Annotated in this window: 17 protein-coding genes; 15 read left to right on the forward strand and 2 right to left on the reverse strand. The window is 72.5% G+C overall.

The window, feature by feature from the left end:
- Positions 1-88 precede the first annotated feature (88 nt).
- The 3 genes from KME80_RS24655 to KME80_RS24665 all read left to right on the forward strand — a co-directional run bounded on the left by KME80_RS24655 (position 89) and on the right by KME80_RS24665 (position 5,041).
- Positions 89-283, forward strand: a complete 195-nt coding sequence (locus KME80_RS24655; RefSeq protein WP_219508506.1) for a CsbD family protein — start codon at positions 89-91, stop codon at positions 281-283.
- 638 nt (positions 284-921) lie between these two features.
- A complete protein-coding gene (locus tag KME80_RS24660; protein WP_246645727.1) occupies positions 922-2,742 on the forward strand; it encodes an ABC transporter transmembrane domain-containing protein in 1,821 nt (606 codons plus the stop codon).
- A gap of 631 nt (positions 2,743-3,373) precedes the next feature.
- Complete coding sequence (locus tag KME80_RS24665) at positions 3,374-5,041, forward strand: serine/threonine-protein kinase (RefSeq protein WP_219508508.1); 1,668 nt, start codon at positions 3,374-3,376, stop codon at positions 5,039-5,041.
- A 159-nt stretch (positions 5,042-5,200) separates the two neighbouring features.
- On the opposite strand, the gene KME80_RS24670 is transcribed toward KME80_RS24665, so the two are convergent.
- The gene (locus KME80_RS24670) at positions 5,201-5,485 is read right to left on the reverse strand and encodes a LysM peptidoglycan-binding domain-containing protein (RefSeq protein WP_219508509.1); all 285 of its coding nucleotides are present in this window, start codon (positions 5,483-5,485) and stop codon (positions 5,201-5,203) included.
- Positions 5,486-5,710: 225 nt separating this feature from the next.
- On the opposite strand from KME80_RS24670, the gene KME80_RS24675 reads away from it, so the two are divergent.
- The 12 genes from KME80_RS24675 to KME80_RS24735 all read left to right on the forward strand — a co-directional run bounded on the left by KME80_RS24675 (position 5,711) and on the right by KME80_RS24735 (position 19,795).
- Complete coding sequence (locus KME80_RS24675) at positions 5,711-6,943, forward strand: pectate lyase (protein WP_308125914.1); 1,233 nt, start codon at positions 5,711-5,713, stop codon at positions 6,941-6,943.
- Positions 6,944-7,041: 98 nt separating this feature from the next.
- Positions 7,042-8,628 carry a lanthionine synthetase LanC family protein gene (locus KME80_RS50640; protein WP_246645729.1) on the forward strand — a complete coding sequence of 529 codons (1,587 nt, stop codon included), beginning with the start codon at positions 7,042-7,044 and terminating at the stop codon, positions 8,626-8,628.
- Positions 8,629-8,874: 246 nt separating this feature from the next.
- Entirely contained in the window at positions 8,875-9,381 is a 507-nt protein-coding gene (locus tag KME80_RS24690; RefSeq protein ID WP_219508510.1) for a flavin reductase family protein, read from the forward strand.
- A 73-nt stretch (positions 9,382-9,454) separates the two neighbouring features.
- Entirely contained in the window at positions 9,455-10,246 is a 792-nt protein-coding gene (locus tag KME80_RS24695) for a glutathione S-transferase C-terminal domain-containing protein (RefSeq protein WP_219508511.1), read from the forward strand.
- Positions 10,243-11,568 carry an NtaA/DmoA family FMN-dependent monooxygenase gene (locus tag KME80_RS24700; RefSeq protein WP_308125915.1) on the forward strand — a complete coding sequence of 442 codons (1,326 nt, stop codon included), beginning with the start codon at positions 10,243-10,245 and terminating at the stop codon, positions 11,566-11,568. The genes KME80_RS24695 and KME80_RS24700 overlap by 4 nt, the downstream gene beginning before the upstream one ends.
- Positions 11,565-12,716 (forward strand): LLM class flavin-dependent oxidoreductase, encoded by a 1,152-nt coding sequence (locus KME80_RS24705; protein ID WP_219508512.1) that lies wholly within the window; start codon positions 11,565-11,567, stop codon positions 12,714-12,716. The genes KME80_RS24700 and KME80_RS24705 overlap by 4 nt, the downstream gene beginning before the upstream one ends.
- On the forward strand, positions 12,713-13,747 hold the full coding sequence (locus tag KME80_RS24710) for an LLM class flavin-dependent oxidoreductase (protein ID WP_219508513.1): 1,035 nt from the start codon (positions 12,713-12,715) through the stop codon (positions 13,745-13,747). The genes KME80_RS24705 and KME80_RS24710 overlap by 4 nt, the downstream gene beginning before the upstream one ends.
- Positions 13,744-14,838: an LLM class flavin-dependent oxidoreductase gene (locus KME80_RS24715; RefSeq protein WP_219508514.1), complete on the forward strand. Its 1,095-nt coding sequence runs from the start codon at positions 13,744-13,746 to the stop codon at positions 14,836-14,838. Before KME80_RS24710 ends, KME80_RS24715 begins: the two co-directional genes overlap by 4 nt.
- Positions 14,835-16,436 carry an ABC transporter substrate-binding protein gene (locus tag KME80_RS24720; RefSeq protein WP_308125916.1) on the forward strand — a complete coding sequence of 534 codons (1,602 nt, stop codon included), beginning with the start codon at positions 14,835-14,837 and terminating at the stop codon, positions 16,434-16,436. The genes KME80_RS24715 and KME80_RS24720 overlap by 4 nt, the downstream gene beginning before the upstream one ends.
- On the forward strand, positions 16,433-17,338 hold the full coding sequence (locus KME80_RS24725; protein WP_219508515.1) for an ABC transporter permease: 906 nt from the start codon (positions 16,433-16,435) through the stop codon (positions 17,336-17,338). The genes KME80_RS24720 and KME80_RS24725 overlap by 4 nt, the downstream gene beginning before the upstream one ends.
- Position 17,339: 1 nt before the next feature.
- Positions 17,340-18,134, forward strand: coding sequence for an ABC transporter permease (locus KME80_RS24730; RefSeq protein WP_219508516.1), 795 nt, complete (start codon positions 17,340-17,342; stop codon positions 18,132-18,134).
- Positions 18,131-19,795, forward strand: coding sequence for a dipeptide ABC transporter ATP-binding protein (locus KME80_RS24735; RefSeq protein ID WP_219508517.1), 1,665 nt, complete (start codon positions 18,131-18,133; stop codon positions 19,793-19,795). Before KME80_RS24730 ends, KME80_RS24735 begins: the two co-directional genes overlap by 4 nt.
- Here KME80_RS24735 and KME80_RS24740 read toward each other — a convergent pair.
- Entirely contained in the window at positions 19,732-21,504 is a 1,773-nt protein-coding gene (locus KME80_RS24740; protein ID WP_219508518.1) for a flavin-containing monooxygenase, read from the reverse strand. The genes KME80_RS24735 and KME80_RS24740 overlap by 64 nt on opposite strands.
- Between the last annotated feature and the right edge of the window lie 19 nt (positions 21,505-21,523).

Below are 21,523 nucleotides of genomic sequence, written 5' to 3' on the forward strand. Positions count from 1 at the left end.
TACGTGTCCGCCATGCCGTGGGGAGGTTTTCCGGCACCGGGCTCGGATAGGAGGCAGGCCCGGATCAAGCGACAGACAGGGGGCCGACATGGGCGCCGACGACAAGATCTCGAACAAGGCCGAAGAGCTGAAGGGCAGGGCCAAGGAGGGCGTGGGCCGGGCGACCGACGACGAACGCCTCGAGGCCGAGGGCCGCGCCGACCGCAGCAAGGGCAAGGTCAAGCAGGCGGGCGAGAAGGCGAAGGACGCCGCCCGCAACGTCAAGGACGCCTTCAAGCACTGAGGCACAGCACCGCCTCAAGCGCTGGGGCACTGCTTCAAGCACGCGCGATGCACCTGGGGCCGGGGAGGGCCCGCCGTACCAAGGCGAAACACCTCCCCGGCCCCTTCCGTGTGCTTGACGTTCTTGACGGGTCCGCGGGCCGGGTTCCACGGTGACGCTCAGGCGCTCCACAAGGTCGCGCCGGCAGGCCGGACCGTTTCCCCGCAAAGGCTGGATTCACCGCATTTTCCTTCCGCGCATTTGATCACCTAGCCCATTTCCGCCCATTTACCGCAACAAAAAGGAACGGGTGGGACCGGTCAAGTCTTCTTTGGCCGAAGTGATTGGGGTGATTTACGGGTATATCAGGACTAGTGTCCCTTTAGGGCACTAGAAACAGGGGGAGGAGAAATGACTCTCATTCAGAGTGGTTACCGGTCCCACTGCTACCGTCGCCGCTGCTGTCGGCGCCGCCGTTACTACGGTGGCTGCCGTCGTAGGCGGTGGTGGTGGTAAGAGAACGCCGTGAGAGTCGGCGGGCCGACCGCCGTCTCTCATTCTCTTTTCCTAGGCGGGGAGACCGTCCGGCGCTCGCGCCGGCGGTCTCCCTCCGCCGCACCTTCCGTGAATTCTGGCCCAACACCCGCGGCCTGCGCTGGTTGCTCGCCGCGGGCGTCGTTTTCGCCGCGGTCGCCGCGCTCTGCGAAGTCGCGGCGATCGGCCTGTTCGGCCGGATCACCGATGAAGTGCTCACCACCCGCGACCTCGGCGCGTTCTGGGGGCCTGCGCTCACCTGGCTCGGCCTCGCCGCCGTCGCCGGCGTCGCCTCGCTCACCGGCACGTACGCCACCGCCGTCGGCGCCGAACGTTTCCTGCTGAGCCTGCGCGACCGGGTGTTCACCCACATCCAGACGCTCTCGCCCGACTACGGGGAGAACCGCCGCCTCGGCGACCTCATGGCCAGGCTCACGGACGACATCGAGGCCATCGAAGAGCTGATGGGATCGGGCCTGGTCAAGCTGTTCACCACGGCCGCCAGCGTTGTCTTCTTCGCCGGCGCCGCCTTCTACGTCCGCTGGGACCTGGCCCTGATCACGATGGCGCTGGTCCCCGCCTTCCTCGTGGTGTCGAAGATGTTCGCCTCCCGCTTCAGGGTGGCCTCGGCGCGCGAGCGCTCCAGCAACGGCGAGATGAACAGCGTCATCGAGGAGGGGCTGGCCAACCAGGCGCTCGTCCAGTCCTACAACCGCCAGTCCGCCGAGTCGGCCCGGCTGCACGCGACCGGCCGAGGCTGGCTGCGCGCCAACCTGTCGCAGGCGTGGCTCGCCGGCCTGTACGGTCCCGCCGTCCAGGTGCTGGAGACCGTCTGCCTCATCGTCATCCTGGGCGTCGGCGCGTGGGAGATCGCCGCCGGACGGCTCACGCTGGGCGGCCTGCTGGCCTTCGCCGCGTACCTGGCCATGCTCTACCCGGCCGTGCAGAGCCTCGGCGAGATCGCGCTCACCGTGTCGGAGGCTGCGGCCGGCTCCGACCGCGTCATGGAGGTGCTCAGGACCAGGCCCGCCGTCGAGGACGCCCCCGGCGCCCGGCCGCTGCCCGGCCGCGCCGCCGGCCGCGTCGGCTTCGAGCACGTCGGCTTCCGCTATCCCGGCCGCAGACGGCCCGCCCTCCAGAACCTGTCGTTCACCGCCGAACCAGGCGAGCTCGTCGTGCTCACCGGACCCAGCGGCGCGGGCAAGTCGACGCTGGCCAAGCTGCTGCTGCGGTTCTACGACCCCGACACCGGCCGCGTGCTGCTCGACGGCCACGACATCCGCGAGCTCACCAGGGCGTCTCTGCGCGACAACATCACGATCCTGCACCAGGAGACGCTGCTGTTCTCGGGGACCGTACGCGACAACATCGCCTACGGCCGGCCGGACGCCACCCACGACGAGGTCATCCGCGCCGCCGAGCTCGCCGGGGTGCACGACTTCGTCAGGACCCTGCCCCGGGGGTACGACTCCCAGGTCGGGCAGCGGGGCAGACTGCTGTCCGGGGGGCAGCGGCAGCGCGTGGCCATCGCCAGGGCGATCCTGCGCGACGCCCCCGTGCTCGTCCTCGACGAGCCGATGACCGGCCTCGACCAGGCCACGGCCACGCGCATCATGGAGCCGCTGCGGCGGCTCATGGCCGGACGGACCACCATCCTCATCACCCACGACCTGCGTCACCTGCCACAGGACGCACGCGTGATCGAGCTGGAGCCGGCCGGCCGGGAGAGCCGGATCCGCCTGAAGCGGCTCGGGGCTCAGCGGGAGAGCCCGAGGCTGTTGAGCAGCCCGGTGACGCCGATGTTGTCCAGCAGCGAGGACGAAGCTGACGGTGCCGACGGCGTCGACGGTGCCGCCGGTGCCGAGGACGAGCGCGGCGCGGTCGTCGTCGCCGACGAGGTCGGACGGTTCCACGGGCCGGTCCACGGGCCGGTCCACGGGCCGTAGGGCTGCTGCCACTGCGGACGGTAGGAGTGCGGCCAGTTCGAACGGTAGGAGTCGGCCCAGTGCGGGTGGTAGGCGCCGTACCGGCGGTTGTACTCCTCGCACCACGGCGCCGTGATCAGGCCCCGGACGTGCCCGTTCACGTTGACCGTGCCGACCGGGCCGTTGCGCCTGGCGGTGGCGTCCGCGTTCGAGTTCGAGTCGAAGACCTGGCCCATCAGCGCGTGGACGTAGCCGTTGATCTCGGCCCACTCCTCGGCGGTCGGCTGCCTGTCGTAGCTGATCCGTACGCCGTCACGGCCGTACTCGTCGTCGGTCAGGTACTGGACCAGCTCGTCGTCGCCGATCACGTCGCGCAGCGGCGAGTGCGGCAGGTACGTGGCGTTCGCGCACCACTCCCTGAGCCGGTCGTCGTAGTCGTCGGCCGCGGCCGGCGCGGCCATCAACGTGACGCCGGTGGCCGTCGCTGCGAGTGCGGTGATGACGTGCTTGTACATGGGTGCCCCCTGCGGGTGGTGATCTGATCATCCGCAGTGGTCAGTACCCATAGTGAGCTTTCAACTACTCCATGGTTGGATCTGGCCGTCTTTACCCGGACTGCCGTCGTCCGAGCGGAACGCGTACTCTGCTGCCCATGCGTGAACGGGTCATCGACGGCCGCTTCGAGCTGCGCGAACGGCTCGGCGGCGGCGGCATGGGTCTGGTGTGGCGGGCCTGGGACACCGCCCTGCACCGCGACGTCGCGCTCAAGGAAGTGCGGCCGCCCGACCCGGCCATGGACGAGCACGACCCGGCCCTGGCCCGCGAGCTGCGCGCCCGCGTGCTGCGCGAGGCCCGCGCCCTGGCTCGGCTCAACCACCCGCACGTCGCCACCATCCACCACATCGTCGACGAGGGCACGGACACGTACCCGTGGCTCGTCATGGAGCTCGTCACCGGCGGCTCGCTCCAGGACCGGCTCGTCCACGGCCCGATGCCCCCCGCGGAGGTCGCGCGGCTCGGCCGCGAGGTGCTGTCGGCGCTGCGCGCCGCCCACGCCGTCGGCATCCAGCACCGCGACGTCAAGCCCGCCAACGTCCTGCTCCGCTCCGACGGGCGCTCCGTCCTGACGGACTTCGGCATCGCCGCCGTACGCGAGGCGCCCAGCCTGACGGCCACCGGGTCGTTCATCGGCTCACCCGAATACATGGCGCCCGAGCGCATCAACGGGCACGAGGGCGACCCGGCCTCCGACCTGTGGTCGCTCGGCATGATGCTGTACGTGGCGGTCGAGGGGCGGCATCCGTTGCGCCGCGCCACCACGCTGGCGACGCTCGCGGCGGTGCTCAACCAGGAGGTGCCGCCGCCGGAACGGGCCGGGGCGCTCGGGCCCGCCCTGATGGCGCTGCTCAACCGCGACCCGTCGGCCCGCCCCGGCCCCGAGACCCTCGACCACCTCCTGACCGTCGCCACCGACGCCCCCTCGGCCCACGGGGGCGGGCCCTACGGCCACCAGCCCGCGGGCAGCTCGCCGACGCATCCGCCCGGGCCCTTCGGGGGCTCGCCGTACCCGCCTCCCCGGGGAGCGGTGACGCATCCCCCCGGCCGGCCCTACGGCGGCCCGCCGGCCCCCGCGCCCTACGGGATGCCGACCCAGGGACGGACCGCGGGGAAGCGGAAGACCGGCAGGATCGTCGGCGCGATCTCGGCCGCCGCCGTCGTGGCCGTCGCCGCCGTCGTCTGGACGCAGCTCCCCTCCTCGACCGGCAGCCCCCAGCAGCGGCCCGAAGACGCCGCCACCCTCGCCGCCCCCGCCCGCACCCCCACCGAGGACCCTACGCCGGAGGCGGAGACCACCACCCCCACTCCCCGCGCCGTCAACCTGCACACCGAGACGGGCATGCGTGACCTGATCAAGGCCATGAAGCCCGTCATCGGCGGTACCAAGGTCTACGGCCTCACCGTCTACCCCACCTACGCCTCCGCCGAGGCCCCCGCGAAGGCCCGCAAGGGCGCCTACGACCGCTACTTCTACCGCGACGGCGTCGTCACCAAGCAGGAGGGCTTCGGCCACACCACGAAGTCCCCCGCCGTGGACCTGGAATCGTTCGACTGGAGCGTCCTGCCCGCCCTGTTCCGCAAGGCGCCGAAGGCCCTGAACGTCCCCAAACCCACCTCCCGCTACCTCATCGTCGACACCGACTTCCCGTTCACCGGCGCCACCCGGCAGGTCCTGCTCGTCTACCTGAGCGACGAGTACGACGGCGGCTACCTGGTCGCCGACCGCAAGGGCAAGATCCTCAAGACGAACCCCGCAGGATAACCCCGTTTGACGGCTACGGGCTTGAGGGAAGTAACGCCATTTCTCTTTCCTCAAGCCCATGCCAAGCGAGTCTCATTCCCGAACAGTTAACCTCCGACTGATCGAGCGGCCACCGCGCGGGCCCGCTGACGCGACGTAATCCGGCGCTACAGGGAAGGGCTACCAGTCGCAGTTCGCTTCCGGCACTCTCAGACGCTGTCCTACGTGAAGATTGTTGAGGTCAACGCCCGGGTTCAGGGCGGCGAGCGTAGAGTAGGAGATCCCGAGTTTGCCGGCGATCCCTCTCGCCGTATCTCCGCGCTTGACGAAGTAGTAGCAGGCCAGAACCGTTGCCTCGGCCCCTTCCTGCGTGACGCTCGTGGCCGCCGCAGGTGTCGCCATGACAGCAGGAGTGGTGAGCAGGGCCGCCACGGTGGAAATGGCAAGCGCTGTCTTCCAGGTCATCTTGACTCCCTCGGATTGGAAAGATCTTGATGGCTTGTTGATTCTAGGAGGCGCCCATAACTGCAACAAGGGTTGATCTTCTGGTGGGACGCGGCTGGGAGAGCGGCCGAGCGTGAAACGTTCATGAGAAGTCGCTGGTTGTCGCCGAGGGAAGGGCTCATTCGTTGACGGTCGGCCGGGAGCGTGGGATCAATCAGGGAAAGCGCTTACCCGAAGGGAGCGGACGTGTTACGTCAACTCTTGCGCCGCCTGTCCGTGGCCGCCACCGCCGTGGTGACGGCACTGACGGGCGCCCTGGCCGTGCTGCCACCGCCGGCCCAGGCCGCCACCGTCGACACCGGCGCCTGGTACGTCCTGGTGAACCGGCACAGCGGCAAGGCCCTGGACCTGTACGACTTCGCCGCCGCCGACGGCGCCCCGATCGTGCAGTGGGCGCGCAACGACGGCAACCAGCAGCAGTGGCGGTTCGTCAGCTCCGGCGACGGCTACTACCGGCTCAAGTCCCGGCACAGCGGCAAGGTGCTCGACGTCTACGAGTGGAACGCCGAAGGCGGCGCGCAGATCGTCCAGTGGGCCGATCTGAACGGCTGGAACCAGCAGTTCCGCCTGGCCGACTCCGACGGCGGGCACGTACGCCTGATCAACCGCCACAGCGGCAAGGCCCTGGAGGCGTGGGAGTGGGCCACCAGCGACGGCGCCCGCGTCTCCCAGTGGGACGACCTGAACGGCGCCAACCAGCAGTGGCGGCTCGTCAAGCTCGGCTCCGGCGACAGCGGAGGCGGCGACGGCAGCGGCGCGTGGCCGTCCGACACCGGCAGCGTCCACCAGACGGAGACGCGCGAGGTCGGCACGTTCTTCGACGGCGGCATGAAGCGCTACTACGGCATCGGCGACGGCGGGCAGGGCGAGAGCCAGGACCCGATGTTCGTGGTGGCGAACGGCGGCACCATCCAGAACGTGATCATCGACGCCCCGGCCGGCGACGGCATCCACTGCGAGGGCTCGTGCACGATCCGCAACGTGTGGTGGAACGACGTGGGCGAGGACGCCGCCACGTTCAAGAGCTCCAGCTCCTCGGCGCGCTACCTGGTCGAGGGCGGCGGCGCGAAGTCGGGCTCCGACAAGGTGTTCCAGCACAACGGCGCGGGAACCGTGACGATCCGCGACTTCCAGGTGCACAGCTCGGGCAAGCTCTATCGGGCGTGCGGCAACTGCTCCAGCTCCTACCAGCGGCACGTGGTCATGGACGGCGTCACCGCCCGGTCCACGAAGGTGCTGGCCGGGATCAACACCAACTGGGGTGACACGGCCAGGTTCAGCCGGATCACGGTGTACGGGAGCGCGACGATCTGCGAGAAGTATCGGGGCGTTCCGAAGGGGAGCGAGCCCGAGAAGATCGGCTCCGGTGCGGACGGGGTCAGCTGCCTCTACTCCTCCTCCGACATCACCTACAGATAGCTCCCGGTACGCGCCGGGAGAGGCGTCCTTTCCCGGCGCGTTGCGTTAGCGGTAACACGTAGCGGAATTCCCTACTGTCTCTGTGGGATACTGAGCGCATGGGCTCGGACACGACCCGCGCGCGCACACCCCTCGACGCCGCCGTCGAGGCGGCACGGTGGATCCGGTCGGCCGCCGTCGACGACGGCCGGGGGCGGCGGCACTGGGCGGCCAACCCCGACCCGGGCGGCCGGGCGGCCGTCCCCGCCGAGCCCGCGTCCCTCTACGCGGGGGCGGCGGGCATCGTGCTCTTCTTCCTCGAGCTGGCCGACGCCACCGGTGACGAGACGTACCTGGAGGACGCCCGCGCCGGGGCCCGCTACCTGGCGGCCGGGTGGCGTGACCAGCCGGATCTGACCCTCTACCACGGCCTGGCGGGCACGGTGGTGGCGCTCGCCGAGGCCGGCTGGGCGCTGGGCGACGGCGGGTTCGAGGAGGAGGCCGCGGCTGCCGCCGCCCGCATCGCCGCCGCCGCCCGCCCGCTGCCGGGCGGGCCCGGCTGGACCGGCGACCCGGCGCAGCGGGGTGACGGCGGCATCGTGCTCGCCCTGCTCCGCGCGGCCACCGCGCTCGGCGTGCGCGCCTGCGAGGACGTGGCGCTGGAGGCGGGCGCCCGCATCGCCGGCCTCGCCGTCCCCGGCCACCGCTTCGGCGCCCCACCCTCTCCGCCCCCACCCTCTCCGCCCCCTCCACCTTCGCCCGCTCGCCCGCCGCACAATGAGCCGCCCCGCTCGCCGCAGTCCGCTGAAGGGACGCCGCCAGGGCGCCCCGGCGAGGCCCCCACGCCCCACGACGCCCACACTCCCGACGAGCCCTTGAGGCGCGCCGACCCCGGTGAACCGCCGGCCTCCTCCGAGCGCGCCGACCCCCGTGAGGCGCCCCCGCCCGCGGGGAGGCCCGTTGACGATCGGACGGGGGAGTCCGAGGGCGGGGATCGGGCGGCGTTGCCGGAGGACGCGGTGGCGCCCGGGTTCCTGGCGGGGACGGCGGGGACGGCGTTCTTGCTGGCCAGGCTGTACGGGGCCACCGGGGACATGCGGTTCCTGGAGGCGGCGCGGCGCGGGGCCGGGTTCGTGCGGGAGGTGAGCGTGGTGGCGGGGCGGTGCGCGGTGGTGCCGCATCACGTGCCGCAGGCGAGGGAGCTGCACTATCTGGGGTTCTGTTCGGGCTCGGCGGGGGTGGCCCGGATGTTCCACGAGCTTCACCGGGTGGGGGGCGATCCGGGGGATCTCGACTGGGTGGAGCGGCTGGCGCACGGCGTGGTCGAGAGCGAGGTGCCGCAGCGGCGTACGCCGGGGTTCTGGAACGCGGCATGCCAGTGCTGCGGCGCGGCCGGGCTGCTTGAGCTGTTCGTGGGGCTGTGGGCGGCTTCGGGGCGGCAGGCGTACCTGGATCACGCGCAGGCGCTCGCCGAGCATCTGATCGGGACCGCCGACGGGTCGGGTGGCCGGGGGCTGCGCTGGTATCAGGCGTACCGGCGGCTGCGGCCGGGCGAGCTGACGGCCGACACGGGCTACATGGTGGGCGCGGCGGGCATCGGCGCCGCCCTGCTGCACCTGGACGCGGCGCTGCGTCCGAGGGAGGGACGCCGGGTGATCCTGCTGCCCGACAACCCGTTCCCGCCTGCGCGTCTTCAATTCCTATAAAACGAGTAGGAAATGTTGACTTAACGGACGCCGCGACGTACGTTTCCGGTATGAGCCAGGGACTCAACCTGACCAGGCGCCCGCACGTGGACTTCGGTCACGTCGCCAGCGCGCAGTGTCGTTGATCACGACCCAGCCACGCCTTTCTCCCCGTGAGGACATTCTCGTGATCGATCTTGACCCTTTTCCCGGCGACATCCACTGGTACGACCTCCCCGACGACGAAGCGGACCCGGAGGAGGACCGATGACGGAAACGCTGCCCGGTCCCGTCGTCGACGCCGACCGCTTCCGCCAGGCCCTCGCCGTGCACGCCGCCGGCGTCGTGGTGATCACCGCGCAGAACGCGGGCGTTCCCGTCGGGCTGACGGCCACCTCCTTCTCCTCCGTCAGCCTCGAACCACCCCTCGTCTCCTTCTACGTGGACCGTTCCTCGACCACCTGGCCCGCCCTGCGCGCGGCCGGTCACTTCGCCGTCAACGTGCTGGCCGGTGACCAGGCCGACGTGGCGTCCCGGTTCGCCCGCAAGGGCGTCGACCGCTTCGCCGAGCCCACCCGCTGGCGGCCCGGCCCGCTGGGCGCGCCGCTGCTGCTCGACGTGTCCGCCCATCTGGTGTGCCTGCCGTACGAGATCCGCGACGTGGGGGATCACGTGCTGGTCGTGGGCCTGGTGGCGGAGGCCGGGGTGCGGTCCGCCGCCCGCCCCCTGCTCTACCACCAGGGCCGGTTTGGCCGCTTCACCGCCCACCCCTGAGGAAGCCCCCGTGACCACTGACACCGTGCCCACTCACACCGTGCCCACCGTTGTGCCCACCGCAGGAGCCACTGTGACCACGCAAGCGCCGGCCTTCGCGAGCCCCGCCGACCACGCCACCTACGGCCACTACGCCCGCACGCCCGCCTACCCCTTCCGCGGGCGCGTCACCGCCGACGGTTCGAGCGGCTTCCGCGCCGAACCCGGCCGCTACCACGTCTACGCCGCCTGGACCTGCCCGTACGCCCAGCGCGTCGCCATCGTCCGCAAGCTCAAGGGCCTGGAGGACGTCGTCACCCTGTCGTACGTGGACGACGAGCGCGACGGCCGGGGCTGGGCGTTCCGCGCCCACCGCGGCCCCGACCCGGTCAACGGGTTCACGCTGCTCGGGCAGGCGTACGAGGCGACGCGGCCCGGCTATGACGGCCACCTGTCGGTCCCGGTCCTGTGGGACCGCCTGACCGGCCGGATCGTGAGCAACCACTTCCCCGACATCACGATCGACCTCGGCACGCAGTTCGACGCCTGGGCCCGCGCCGGGGCCGACCTGTACCCGGTGCGCCTGCGTCCGCGCATCGACGAGCTGAACGCCTGGATCTACGCGGAGGTCAACACCGGCGCCTCCCGGGCCGCGCTGGAGCGGCTGGACGCGCTGCTGGGCGAGCACCGGTTCCTGACGGGCGACACGATCACCGAGGCCGACGTGCGGCTGTGGGTGTCGCTGGCCCGGCTGGAGGTGTTCGACCTGAGCGAGTTCGAGCACCTGTGGGGTTACGCCCGCGACCTGTACCGGCGTCCGGCGTTCGCGGAGACGATCGAGGGTCTGCCCGACTCCTGGCACCAGCCGCACCGGCGGGACCGGTGAGCCGGCCGCGCCGCCGCGTGCACCTGGCCGCGCACTTCCCCGGCGTCAACAACACCACGGTCTGGTCCGATCCGCGTTCGGGCAGCCAGATCGACTTCTCCTCCTTCACCCATCTGGCGGCGACGGCCGAGCGCGGCCTGTTCGACTTCTTCTTCCTCGCGGAGGGGTTACGGCTGCGCGAGCTCAAGGGCCGCATCCATGACCTGGACGTGGTCGGCAGGCCCGAATCGCTGACCGTGCTCAGCGCGCTGGCGGCGGCCACGTCCCGGCTCGGCCTGGCGGCCACCGTCAACACCACCTTCAACGAGCCGTACGAGCTGGCCAGGCGGCTGGCCACCCTCGACCACCTGAGCGAGGGCCGGGCCGGGTGGAACGTGGTGACCACGTCCGACGCGTTCACCGGCGAGAACTTCCGCCGCGGCGGCTACCTCGACCACGCCGACCGTTACGCGCGGGCCGCGGAGTTCGTCCGGCTGGCGCGGGCGCTGTGGGACTCCTGGCAGCCGGACGCGTTCGTCGCCGACCGGGAGTCGGGGCGGTTCGTCCGGCCGGGCGGCATCGGCACGGTCATCCACCGGGGCGAGCACTTCGACGTGGCGGGCCGGTTCACGCTGCCGCGCAGCCCGCAGGGCCATCCGGTGATCATCCAGGCGGGCGATTCGGAGCAGGGCCGGGAGTTCGCCGCGGCCACGGCGGACGTGATCTTCAGCAGGCACGGCACGCTGGACGACGGCAAGGCGTTCTACGCCGACGTCAAGGGCCGCCTGGCCCGCCACGGCCGGGCGCCGCACGAGCTGAAGATCATGCCGGCGGCCACGTACGCGCTCGGCGACACCGAGGAGGACGCCGCCGAGAACGCGGCGGTGATCCGCAGCCGGCAGGTGGGCCCGCAGACCGCGATCGCGTTCCTGGAGCAGGTGTGGGGGCGCGACATGTCGGCCTACGACCCGGACGGGCCGCTGCCGGACGTGGAGCCGGACCTGACGGGGGAGGTGGCGCAGGGCCGGGTGCGGCTCGCCGACCGCGCCGCAGTGGCCGCGAAGTGGCGGGCGCTCGCCCAGGAGAAGGGGCTGACCATCCGCGAGCTGGTCATCGAGGTGACCGGCCGCCAGACGTTCGTCGGCACCCCGGCGAGCGTGGCCAGGCAGATCGACGAACACGTGCAGGCGGGCGCGGCGGACGGGTTCATCCTGGTGCCGCACCTGACGCCCGGGGGCCTGGACGACTTCGTCGACCGGGTGGTGCCGCTGCTTCAGGAGCGCGGCGTCTTCCGTACCGAGTACACCGGCGCCACGCTGCGCGAACACCTGGAGCTGTCATGACGTTGCACCTGGCCGTCGCCCTGGACGGCGCGGGCTGGCATCCGGCCGCGTGGCGGGAGCCCACCGCCAGGCCGGAGACGATCTTCTCGGCCCGTTACTGGGCGGCGCAGGTCGCCGAGGCCGAGCGCGGGCTGCTCGACTTCGTCACCATCGAGGACTCGCTGGGCCTGCAGTCGCTGCTGGCCGACGGGGACGACGACGAGACCGGGCAGGTGCGGGGCAGGTTCGACGCCGTCCTGCTGGCGGCCCGGATCGCGCCGCTGACCAGGTGGATCGGGCTCGTCCCCACGGCCACGACCACGCACACCGAGCCGTTCCACGTGGCCACCGGCATCGCCACGCTGGATCACGTCAGCGGCGGCCGAGCCGGGTGGCAGGCGCGGATCTCGGCGCGCGGCAGCGACGCGCGGCACTTCGGCCGCCGCGCGTTCCCGCCGCTCGACGGGCTGGACGCGGACTCGCCCCACGTCCGGGACCTGTTCGCCGAGGCCGCCGACGCGGTGGAGGTGGCGCGCCGGCTGTGGGACAGCTGGGAGGACGACGCGGAGATCCGCGACGTGCCGACCGGCCGGTTCGTCGACCGCGACAAACTCCACCACATCGACTTCACCGGGCGCTTCTTCACCGTGAAGGGCCCGTCGATCACGCCGCGCCCGCCGCAGGGCCAGCCCGTGGTCACCGCGCTGGCACACGCGCGGCTGCCGTACGAGTTCGCGGCGCGGGCGGCCGACGTCGTGTACGTGACGCCGCGCTCGACCGAGCAGGCGCGGGACGTCGTCCGGGAGATCAGGGGCCTGTCGGGCGAGGTCAAGGTGTTCGCCGATCTGCTCGTGTTCGTCGGCGACGACGCCGCCGCGCGCAAGGCCCGGCTGGACGAGCTGGCCGGGGCCGAGCTGACCTCCGACGCGGCGATCTTCACCGGCACCGCGGGGGAGCTGGCCGACCTGCTGCTCGACTGGCGGCGGGCCGGGATCGAGGGGTTCCGGCTGCGCCCGGCGGTGGTGCCGGACGACCTGAAGCAGATCACCCGGCGGCTGACGGCCGAGCTGCGCGCGCGGGGCGCGTTCCGGTCCGGGTACGAGGCGGGCACACTGCGCGGCCTGCTGGGGCTGGCCCGCCCGGCCAGCCGATACGCGGAGGCATCATGAAATTTCTGGCTATCACATTGATTGCGCACCACGACGACCGCTCACCCACCGAGCGCCTCCGCGAGGTCGTCGAGAACGCGGTGCTGGCGGAGCAACTGGGCTTCGACGGGTTCGGCGTGGGCGAGCGGCACGAGCGGCCGTTCCTGTCGTCGTCGCCGCCCGTGGTGCTGGCCAACATCGCGGCCAGGACGGCCACGATCCGCCTGTTCACCGCCGTGACCACGCTCAGCCTGCTCGACCCCGTCCGCGCGTACGAGGACTACGCCACGCTCGACCACCTGTCGGACGGCAGGCTGGAGCTGATCATCGGCAAGGGCAACGGGACCGCGCAGGCGCAGCTCTTCCACGTCACCCCCGAGGACCAGTGGGAGCGCAACCGGGAGGGCTACGAGCTGTTCCGCCGCCTGTGGCGGGAGGACAAGGTCACCTGGGAGGGCCGGTTCCGGCCGCCGCTCACCGACGCCGAGGTGCTGCCCCGGCCGCTCCAGCGGCCGATCAGGGTGTGGCACGGCAGCGCCACCAGCAAGGAGTCCGTGGAGCTGGCCGCCCGTTACGGCGACCCGCTGTTCTCGGCCAACGTCACCAACCCCATCGAGCCGTACGCCGAGCTGATCGATCACTACCGCGAGCGGTGGGCGCACCACGGGCACGACCCGGCGGACGCGCTCGTCGGCGCGGGCACCGCGGGCTTCTACACGGCCCGCACCTCGCAGGAGGCGATCGCCACCTACCGGCCGATCTACGACGCGAGGATCGCCCTGCTGGCGGAGCTCGGCGTCCGGCCGGTGTTCCCGACGCTGGAGGACGCCATCGAGCGCGGCTCCATCCTGGTCGGCAGCCCGCAGCAGATCGTGGACAAGGTGCTGCGCTATCACAAGCGGTTCGGCCACGAGGTGATGCACCTGCACGCCGACGCCGACGGCCTCACCCCCCGCCGGCACCGGGACGCGCTGGAGCTGTTCCAGGCGGAGATCGCGCCCGCGCTGCGCGAGGCGGTCCCCAGCCGGCCGTTCCCCGGAAGGACGTCATGACCCTCTCCATCCTCGACCTCGCCCCCATCACGTCCGGCCACAGCGCCGCCGACGCGCTGGGCAACACGCTCGACCTGGCCCGCCGGGCCGAGGAGTTCGGCTACCGCCGCTACTGGGTGGCCGAGCACCACCTGGCCCCCGGCGTGGCCAGCTCCGCGCCTTCCGTGCTCATCGCGCTGATCGCCGCCGCCACCCGGACCATCCGGGTGGGCTCGGGGGCGGTCCAGCTCGGGCACCGCACGCCGCTGTCGGTCGTCGAGGAGTTCGGCCTCGTCGACGCCCTCCACCCGGGCCGCCTCGACCTGGGCCTCGGCCGCTCGGGCAGACCCGCCCCGGGCCAGGCGCCGGCTCGGGCGCCCGAGCCCCCGCCGGGCCCCCGGACGGTCGACGGGCTGCTGATCCCCGCGCCGTTCGACTGGTCGCGGCTCGCCGGGCATCCCCGGCTCGTCTTCCACGAGTCGCTGCTGCGCCAGCCCGGAGCCGAGACGCCGGACTTCGCCGAGCAGGTCGACGACGTGCTCGCCTTCCTCGGCGGCACCCACCAGGCTCGCGCGGTGCCCGGGGAGGGGGCCGACGTGGCCGTGTGGATCCTCGGCAGCAGCGGCGGCCAGAGCGCCAGGGTCGCCGGTGAGCGCGGCCTGCCGTTCGCCGCGAACTACCACGTCAGCCCGGCCAGCGTGCTGGAGGCCGTCCAGGCGTACCGGGAGGCGTTCAAGCCGTCGGCCACGCTGGCGGAGCCGTACGTGATCGTCTCCGCCGACGCCGTCGTGGCCTCGACCACGGAGAAGGCCCGCGAGCTGGCGGCCCCGTACGGGCTGTGGGTGCGCGGCATCAGGACCGGGGCCGGCGCGCAGCCGTACGCGACGCCGCGGGAGGCCGCCGCGTACGAGTGGAGCGAGGCCGACCGTGACCTGGTCCGCGACCGTACCGACACGCAGTTCACCGGCACGCCGGGCGAGGTCGCGGAGCGGCTGCGGGTGCTGCGGCGGGTGACCGGGGCCGACGAGCTGCTGGTCACCACCATCACCCACGACCACGCCGACCGGGTGCGCTCCTACGAGCTGCTCGCCGACGCCTGGGAGCGACAGTGAAGCGGCTGACGCCCCTGCTGCTCGCGCTGGCGCTGGCCGCCTGCGGCACACAGACGGCCCCGCAGGGCGAGCAGGCCGCCTCGCTGACGTGGGCGATCGAGACCCAGCCGATCACGCTCAACCCGCACCAGTGGTCGCAGAACAAGGCCAGGCTGCTGGTGTTCAACCAGTTCGACGCGCTCGTCTCGCGCGGGAAGGACGGCTCGTTCCAGCCTTGGCCGGCCAGGTCGTGGAAGGTGTCGGACGACGGCCTGACCTACACCTTCGAGCTGCGTGACGATGTGAAGTTCCACGACGGGACGGCGTTCGACGCGGCGGCCGTCAAGGCCAACCTGGACCAGTTCCGCGTGCCGGACTACAACCCGGCCGTGGCGTCCATCCAGCTCGGCGCGCTGGACGAGGTGGAGGCGGTGGCCTCGCACACGCTGAAGGTGAAGCTGAAGGAGCCGGACGGCCTCTTCCTGGACTTCCTCGCCTCGCCGTACGGCGGCCAGGTGTCGCCCAGGTCGCTGAAGACCGCCAAGGACCTGAAGTTCGGCGGCCCCGACCTGGTCGGGACCGGGCCGTTCATCCTGGAGCGGTACGTGCAGGGCCAGGAGATCCGCTACCGGCGCAACCCCGCCTACGCCTGGGCGCCTCCCGGAGCCGGGCACCAGGGGCCGGCGTACCTGTCGGAGGTCGTCTACCGGTTCCTGCCCGAGGCGGCGGTCCGGGTCGGCGCGCTCACCTCCGGCCAGGTGCAGGTCATCGAGGGGGTCCCGGCCACCGAGGTGAAGTTGATCAAGAGCGATCCCGGCCTGGCCCTCCAGACCGCGCTCAACTCCGGCACGTCGTTCTCCTACTACTTCAACGTCACCCACCCGCCCTTCGACGACCAGCGCGTCCGCGAGGCGTTCCGGGAGGCGGTGGACGTGGACGCCGTGCTCAAGGCCGTCTACCAGGGCACCGCCACGCGGGCGTGGAGCGTCGTCGGCGCGGCGAGCCCGTTCTACGACGCCTCGCTCGAACGCTCCTTCGGCGGCGACACGGCCAAGGCCAACGCGCTGCTCGACGCGGCGGGCTGGACGGAACGCGACGCCCAGGGCTACCGGGTCAAGGACGGGAAGCGGCTGAGCGTGCGCAGCGTGTCGTCGGCCCCGTTCGTCAGGGACCGCCGCGACGTCCTTGCGCAGGCGATCCAGGCCCAGGTCAAGCAGAGCGCCGGGATCGACTTCCAGGTGAAGATCGTCGACCAGGGCACCGCGCAGCAGGCGGTGGCGGACGGCGCGTACGAGATCTTCGAGAACTCGCGCGGCGACTCCGACGTGGGCGCGGCGCTCAACCTGATCCTGCCGCGTGACGGTGCGATCAACCGGTCCGGGTACGTCGATCCGCGCGTGGACGGCTGGCTCGACCGCGCGTCGGCCACGCTCGACCAGGCCGAGCGCAAGAAGCTCTACGCCCGGGTGCAGCGGGTCGTGGTGACGGACAAGGCCGTGGTGTTCCCGATCTACGTGCCCGCCGACCAGATCGCCTCCCGGGCGGGCGTGCGGGGGCTCGGGTTCGACCCCGGCTCGGGTACGCCGCGCAGCGCCTACGACGTGCGGATCGGCACATGATCAGGAGGCTGCTCGCCGGGGTCGCCGTGATGTGGGCGGCGGCCACGGCGGCCTATCTCGCGCTGCTGCTCGCGCCGGGAGACACCGTCGACATCCTGGTCGGCGACGGCCCCGACACGCCGGAGATCCGGGCCGGGATCATCGCCGAGTGGGGCCTGGACCGGCCGGAGGTCGTCCAGTACCTGGCGTACCTGGGCCGGCTGCTCCGAGGTGATCTGGGCCGTTCGTACCAGTCGCAGCGGGGCGTCGGCGAGATCCTGGCGGGCCAGGTGTGGCCGACCGCGCAGCTCACGCTCGCCGCCGCGGCGACGGGCGTGGCGCTGGCGGGCGTCATCGCGCTCGTCACCGCGGGCCGGGGCCGCTGGTCGCGGACCGCCGCCTCGGCCGCGGAGCTGGTGTCGGTGTCGGTGCCGCCGTTCCTCGTCGGGATCGTGCTGCTGTCGGTGTTCTCGTTCACGCTCGGCTGGTTCCCCGTGTCGGGCGCGGCCGGGCCGGAGGCGCTGGTGCTGCCGGCGCTGGCGCTCGGGCTGCCGATCGCGGGCGTGCTCGGCCAGGTGCTGCGCGACGGGCTGGAACGGGCGCTGGAGCAGCCGTTCGCGGTGACCGCGCGGGCTCGCGGGCTGACCGAGCGGGCGCTGGTCGCCCGGCACGCGCTCAGGCACGCGCTGCTCCCGGTGGTGACGCTGGCCGGCTGGTTCACCGGCACCCTGCTCGGCGGCGCGGTGATCACCGAGGTGCTGTTCGGCCGGCCGGGGCTCGGGCAGGTCGCCATGCAGGCCGTCACCGGCGGCGACCTGCCGGTGGTGATGGCCGTGGTGCTGCTGTCGGCGGTCGTGTACGTGACGATCAGCACGCTGCTCGACCTGGCCTACCGGGTCATCGATCCCAGGGTGCGGGCCTGACATGCGGGTCCTCGCGCCGCTGGCGTTCCTCGTGCTGCTCGCGGCCGCCGTGGCCGTGCCCGGCCTGTTCACCGCCGTGGACCCGCTCGCCGCCGACCCGGCCGCCGCGCTGGCCCCGCCCGGCGGCGCCCACTGGCTCGGCAGCGACCACCTCGGCCGCGACGTGCTGGCCAGGGTGGTGTACGGGGCCCGTCACTCGATCAGCATCGGCGTGGCGGCCACCGGCCTGGCGGTCACCGCCGGGGTGCTGCTCGGCCTGGCCGCCGGGCTCTCGCCCCGCTGGCTGGACGAGGCCCTGGCCCGCTCCTTCGACACGCTCTCGACGCTGCCGGAGCTGCTGCTGGCCCTGCTCGTGGTGGCGATCGCCGGACCGGGCACCGGCAGCGTGATCTTCGCGATCGCCGTGGCCCAGGTGCCCACGTACGCCCGGGTCGTCCGCGCCCAGACGTTCGTGGTGCGCCGGTCCGGCTACGTCGAGCAGGCCGTCACGTTCGGCCGCTCCCGGGCGGCCATCGTGGCCGGCCACGTGCTGCCGAACGTGCTCGGCGCGATCCCGGTGCTGGCCACGATCGGGCTCGGCACGGCGGTCATCGCCACCTCCGGGCTCAGCTTCCTCGGCATGGGGCCGCAGCCGCCCGCCGCCGAATGGGGCTCGATGCTCTCCGAGGCCCGCAACTACCTGCGGGTGGCCTGGTGGCAGGCGCTCTTCCCGGGCGCGGCCATCACGCTGACCGTGATCTGCCTGACCGTCACCGGCCGGCGCATGCAACGCCGCTTCGAAGGGAGGACGCCATGACCGTGAGCGCCGCGCCGCCGCTGCTCAGGACGCTGGTGGCGGTGGAGGACCTGCGGGTGCGCTTCGGCCGGGCCGAGGTGGTGCGCGGGGTCTCGCTGGCGGTGCGGGCGGGGGAGTGCGTGGCGGTGGTGGGCGAGTCCGGCTCGGGCAAGAGCGTGACGGCGCGGTCGCTGCTCGGCCTGGCCGGACCCGGCTCCACCGTCACGGCCGGCTCGTTCCGGATCGGCGGCCGGGACGCGCTCCGGTTCGGGCAGGCCGACTGGCGGCGGCTGCGCGGCAGGTTCGCCGGGCTGGTGCTGCAGGACGCGCTCGTCTCGCTCGACCCGCTGCGCACGGTGGCCGCCGAGATCGCCGAGGTGCTGGCCGTGCACGACGTGGTGCCGCGCGCCCGCCGCCGGGATCGGGTGCTGGAGCTGCTCGCCTCGGCCGGGGTGCCCGATCCGGAGGCCCGCGCCGGGCAGCGCCCGCACGAGCTGTCGGGCGGGCTGCGCCAGCGGGTGCTGATCGCCTCCGCCATCGCCGCCGACCCCGAGCTGATCATCGCCGACGAGCCCACCACCGCGCTCGACGTCACCGTGCAGGCCCAGATCCTGCGCCTGCTCGCCGAGCGCAAGGCCGCGGGCACCGCGCTGCTGCTGATCAGCCACGACCTGGCCGTCGTCGCCTCGATCGCCGACCGCATCCTCGTGATGAAGGACGGCCGGGTCGTCGAGGAGGGCCCGGCGGACGAGGTGCTGTCGGACCCCCGGCACCCCTACACGCGCACGCTGCTGGCCGCCGTCCCGTCCGCCGCCTCGCGCGGCACCCGCCTGTCGGCTCCCGGCACGCCGGTGCCGCCCAGGCCGGTCACGGACGTCCAGGTCCTCGCCGGCACCGGCCTGACCAGGGCGTACGGGACCCGTAAGGCCGTGGACGGCGTGTCGTTCAGCCTGCGCGAGGGCGAGACCCTGGGGGTGGTCGGCGAGTCGGGGTCCGGCAAGACCACGCTCGCCCGGCTGGCCCTCGGCCTGCTCGAACCGGACGACGGCCGGGTCACGCTGCTCGGGCGGCCGTGGAGCGGCATGCCGGAACGGGCCAGGAGGCCGCTGCGGTCACGCGTCCAGCTCGTCTCCCAGGACCCGCTCGGCTCGTTCGACCCGCGCCACACCGTGGGCCGGCTCGTCGCCGAACCGCTCGGCCTGCCCCGCCGCGAACGCCGGGACCGGGTGCTCGACCTGCTGGAACGCGTCGGCCTGCCGCCGGAGCTGGCCGCCCGCCACCCGAGGGAGCTGTCCGGCGGCCAGCGCCAGCGCGTCGCCATCGCCCGCGCCCTCGGCCCCCGCCCCGACGTGCTGATCTGCGACGAGCCGGTGTCGGCGCTCGACGTGTCGGTCCAGGCCCAGGTGCTCGACCTGCTCGCCGACCTTCAGGCCGAGTACGGCACCGCCATGCTGTTCATCTCGCACGACCTGGGCGTCGTTCACCATGTCAGCCACCGCGTCCTGGTCATGAAGGACGGCCGGGCGGTCGAGGAGGGCGAGGCCGGGCAGGTGCTCACCCGGCCCGCGCACCCGTACACGCGGGCGCTGGTGGCGGCGGTGCCGAAACTCGGCTCGGCTCAGCGGAACGCCAGCCCGTCGAAGTCGCCGGAGGAGCGCCACTCGTCGATGAACCGGAAGTAGGCCACGGCTCCCTGCGGATGGCCGACCATGAGCCGGCCGGCGCGGCCCGGGTCCACGCCCTCGTTGTTGTAGTAGCCGGGCGTGCAGTCGGGCGAGCCCAGCAGGGAGCCGGCCCCGGACAGCAGCAGCTCCACCCAGGCGTCCTCGGCCTCGGCCGTGGCCTCGACCTGGGTGTGGCCGTGGTCGAGGGCGTGCTTGACGATCGTGGCGATCGTGCGGCCGGCCTCGGTGAGGTTGTGCGGGATGTTGGAGATCAGGTTCGCGCCCTGGGTGGGCTGGACGATGAAGGCGTTGGGGAAGCCGTGCACGTGGATGCCGTGCAGGGTGCGCATGCCGTCGGCCCAGTGCTCCGACAGCCGGACGCCGTCGCGCCCGGTCAGGTCGTAGCCGGCGCGGCGGGAGAACTCGGTGCCGACCTCGAACCCGGAGGCGTAGATGACGCAGTCGACCTCGTACTCCCTGCCGTTGGCGACCACCCCGGTCTCGGTGATGCGCTCGACGCCCTTGCCGTCGGTGTCGACCAGGTGGGTGCCCGGCTCGTTGTAGGCCTGCAGGTACTCGTCGTGGAAGCACGGCCGTTTGCAGAGCTGGCGGTACCAGGCCTTCAGCCGGTCGGCGGTCTGCGGGTCGGCCACGATCGCGTCGACGCGGGCCCTGATCTCGGCCATCTTCTCGAAGTCGGAGTCCTCGAACGCCTCCAGCATTCGCTCCAGCGTGCGCTCCCCGGCGGGCAGTTCGGCGATCCTGGCGCGGACGCGGCGGGCGATGTCGGTCCAGCCGTCCATCACCAGGTCCTCCTCCGCCAGGGCGCCGGTCTGGTTGGCGGTGAAGTTCTCCAGCCAGCGCTGCTGCCAGCCGGGCGTGGCGATCGAGGCGAACCATTCGGGGTCCGTCGGCCGGTTGCCGCGCACGTCGACGGACGACGGCGTCCGCTGGAACACGTACAGCTCGCCGCACGCCCTGGCCAGGTGCGGCACGCACTGCACGGCGGTCGCGCCGGTGCCGATGATCGCCACCCGCTTGCCGGCCAGCCGGTCCATCGGCGTGCCGAGCGCGTCGCCGCCGGTGTAGGCGTAGTCCCAGCGGCTGGTGTGGAACGAGTGCCCGCGGAACGACTCGATGCCGGGGATGCCGGGCAGCTTCGGCACGTGCAGCGGCCCGACGCCCATCGCCACGAACTGGGCGGTGAACGCGTCGCCCCGGTTCGTCGAGACGATCCACCGCGTCCCGTCCCAGGTCAGGTCGGTGACCTCGGTGTGGAACAGCGCGTTGTCGTACAGCCCGTACTGCTTGCCGATGCGCCGGCAGTGCTCCAGGATCTCCGGCGCGTGCGCGTACTTCTCGGTGGGGACGTGGCCGGTCTCCTCCAGCAGCGGCATGTAGACGTAGGAGGCGGTGTCGCACTGCGCGCCGGGGTAGCGGTTCCAGTACCAGGTGCCGCCGAAGTCGCCGCCCTTCTCGACGATGCGGACGTCGTCGACGCCGGCCTCCTTCAGCCGCGCCCCGGTGACGAGCCCGGCGAACCCGCCGCCGATGAACGCGACCGTCACGTGGTCGCGCCGCGGCTCGCGCGCGGTCATCGGGGTGTACGGGTCGTCCAGGTAGTGGCTGAGCTGACCGGTGAGCCGTAGGTACTGGTCGTTGCCGTCGGGCCGGAGGCGTTTGTCGCGCTCCTCCAGATACCTACGGCGAATGGCCTCTTTGTCCATGAACGCTCCTTCGGCGGCG

The sequence above is a fragment of the Nonomuraea ceibae genome, from assembly GCF_019396325.1.
GTDB lineage: Bacteria > Actinomycetota > Actinomycetes > Streptosporangiales > Streptosporangiaceae > Nonomuraea > Nonomuraea ceibae.

What these genes read in the sequence shown, in the direction of transcription:
- KME80_RS24735 (WP_219508517.1), top strand. Translation starts at nt 18,131, where the DNA reads ATGACCGTGAGCGCCGCGCCGCCGCTGCTCAGGACGCTGGTGGCGGTG.
- KME80_RS24715 (WP_219508514.1), top strand. Translation starts at nt 13,744, where the DNA reads ATGACCCTCTCCATCCTCGACCTCGCCCCCATCACGTCCGGCCACAGC.
- KME80_RS50640 (WP_246645729.1), top strand. Translation starts at nt 7,042, where the DNA reads ATGGGCTCGGACACGACCCGCGCGCGCACACCCCTCGACGCCGCCGTC.
- KME80_RS24705 (WP_219508512.1), top strand. Translation starts at nt 11,565, where the DNA reads ATGACGTTGCACCTGGCCGTCGCCCTGGACGGCGCGGGCTGGCATCCG.
- KME80_RS24740 (WP_219508518.1), bottom strand. Translation starts at nt 21,504, where the DNA reads ATGGACAAAGAGGCCATTCGCCGTAGGTATCTGGAGGAGCGCGACAAA.
- KME80_RS24690 (WP_219508510.1), top strand. Translation starts at nt 8,875, where the DNA reads ATGACGGAAACGCTGCCCGGTCCCGTCGTCGACGCCGACCGCTTCCGC.
- KME80_RS24725 (WP_219508515.1), top strand. Translation starts at nt 16,433, where the DNA reads ATGATCAGGAGGCTGCTCGCCGGGGTCGCCGTGATGTGGGCGGCGGCC.
- KME80_RS24670 (WP_219508509.1), bottom strand. Translation starts at nt 5,485, where the DNA reads ATGACCTGGAAGACAGCGCTTGCCATTTCCACCGTGGCGGCCCTGCTC.
- KME80_RS24665 (WP_219508508.1), top strand. Translation starts at nt 3,374, where the DNA reads ATGCGTGAACGGGTCATCGACGGCCGCTTCGAGCTGCGCGAACGGCTC.
- KME80_RS24710 (WP_219508513.1), top strand. Translation starts at nt 12,713, where the DNA reads ATGAAATTTCTGGCTATCACATTGATTGCGCACCACGACGACCGCTCA.
- KME80_RS24655 (WP_219508506.1), top strand. Translation starts at nt 89, where the DNA reads ATGGGCGCCGACGACAAGATCTCGAACAAGGCCGAAGAGCTGAAGGGC.
- KME80_RS24730 (WP_219508516.1), top strand. Translation starts at nt 17,340, where the DNA reads ATGCGGGTCCTCGCGCCGCTGGCGTTCCTCGTGCTGCTCGCGGCCGCC.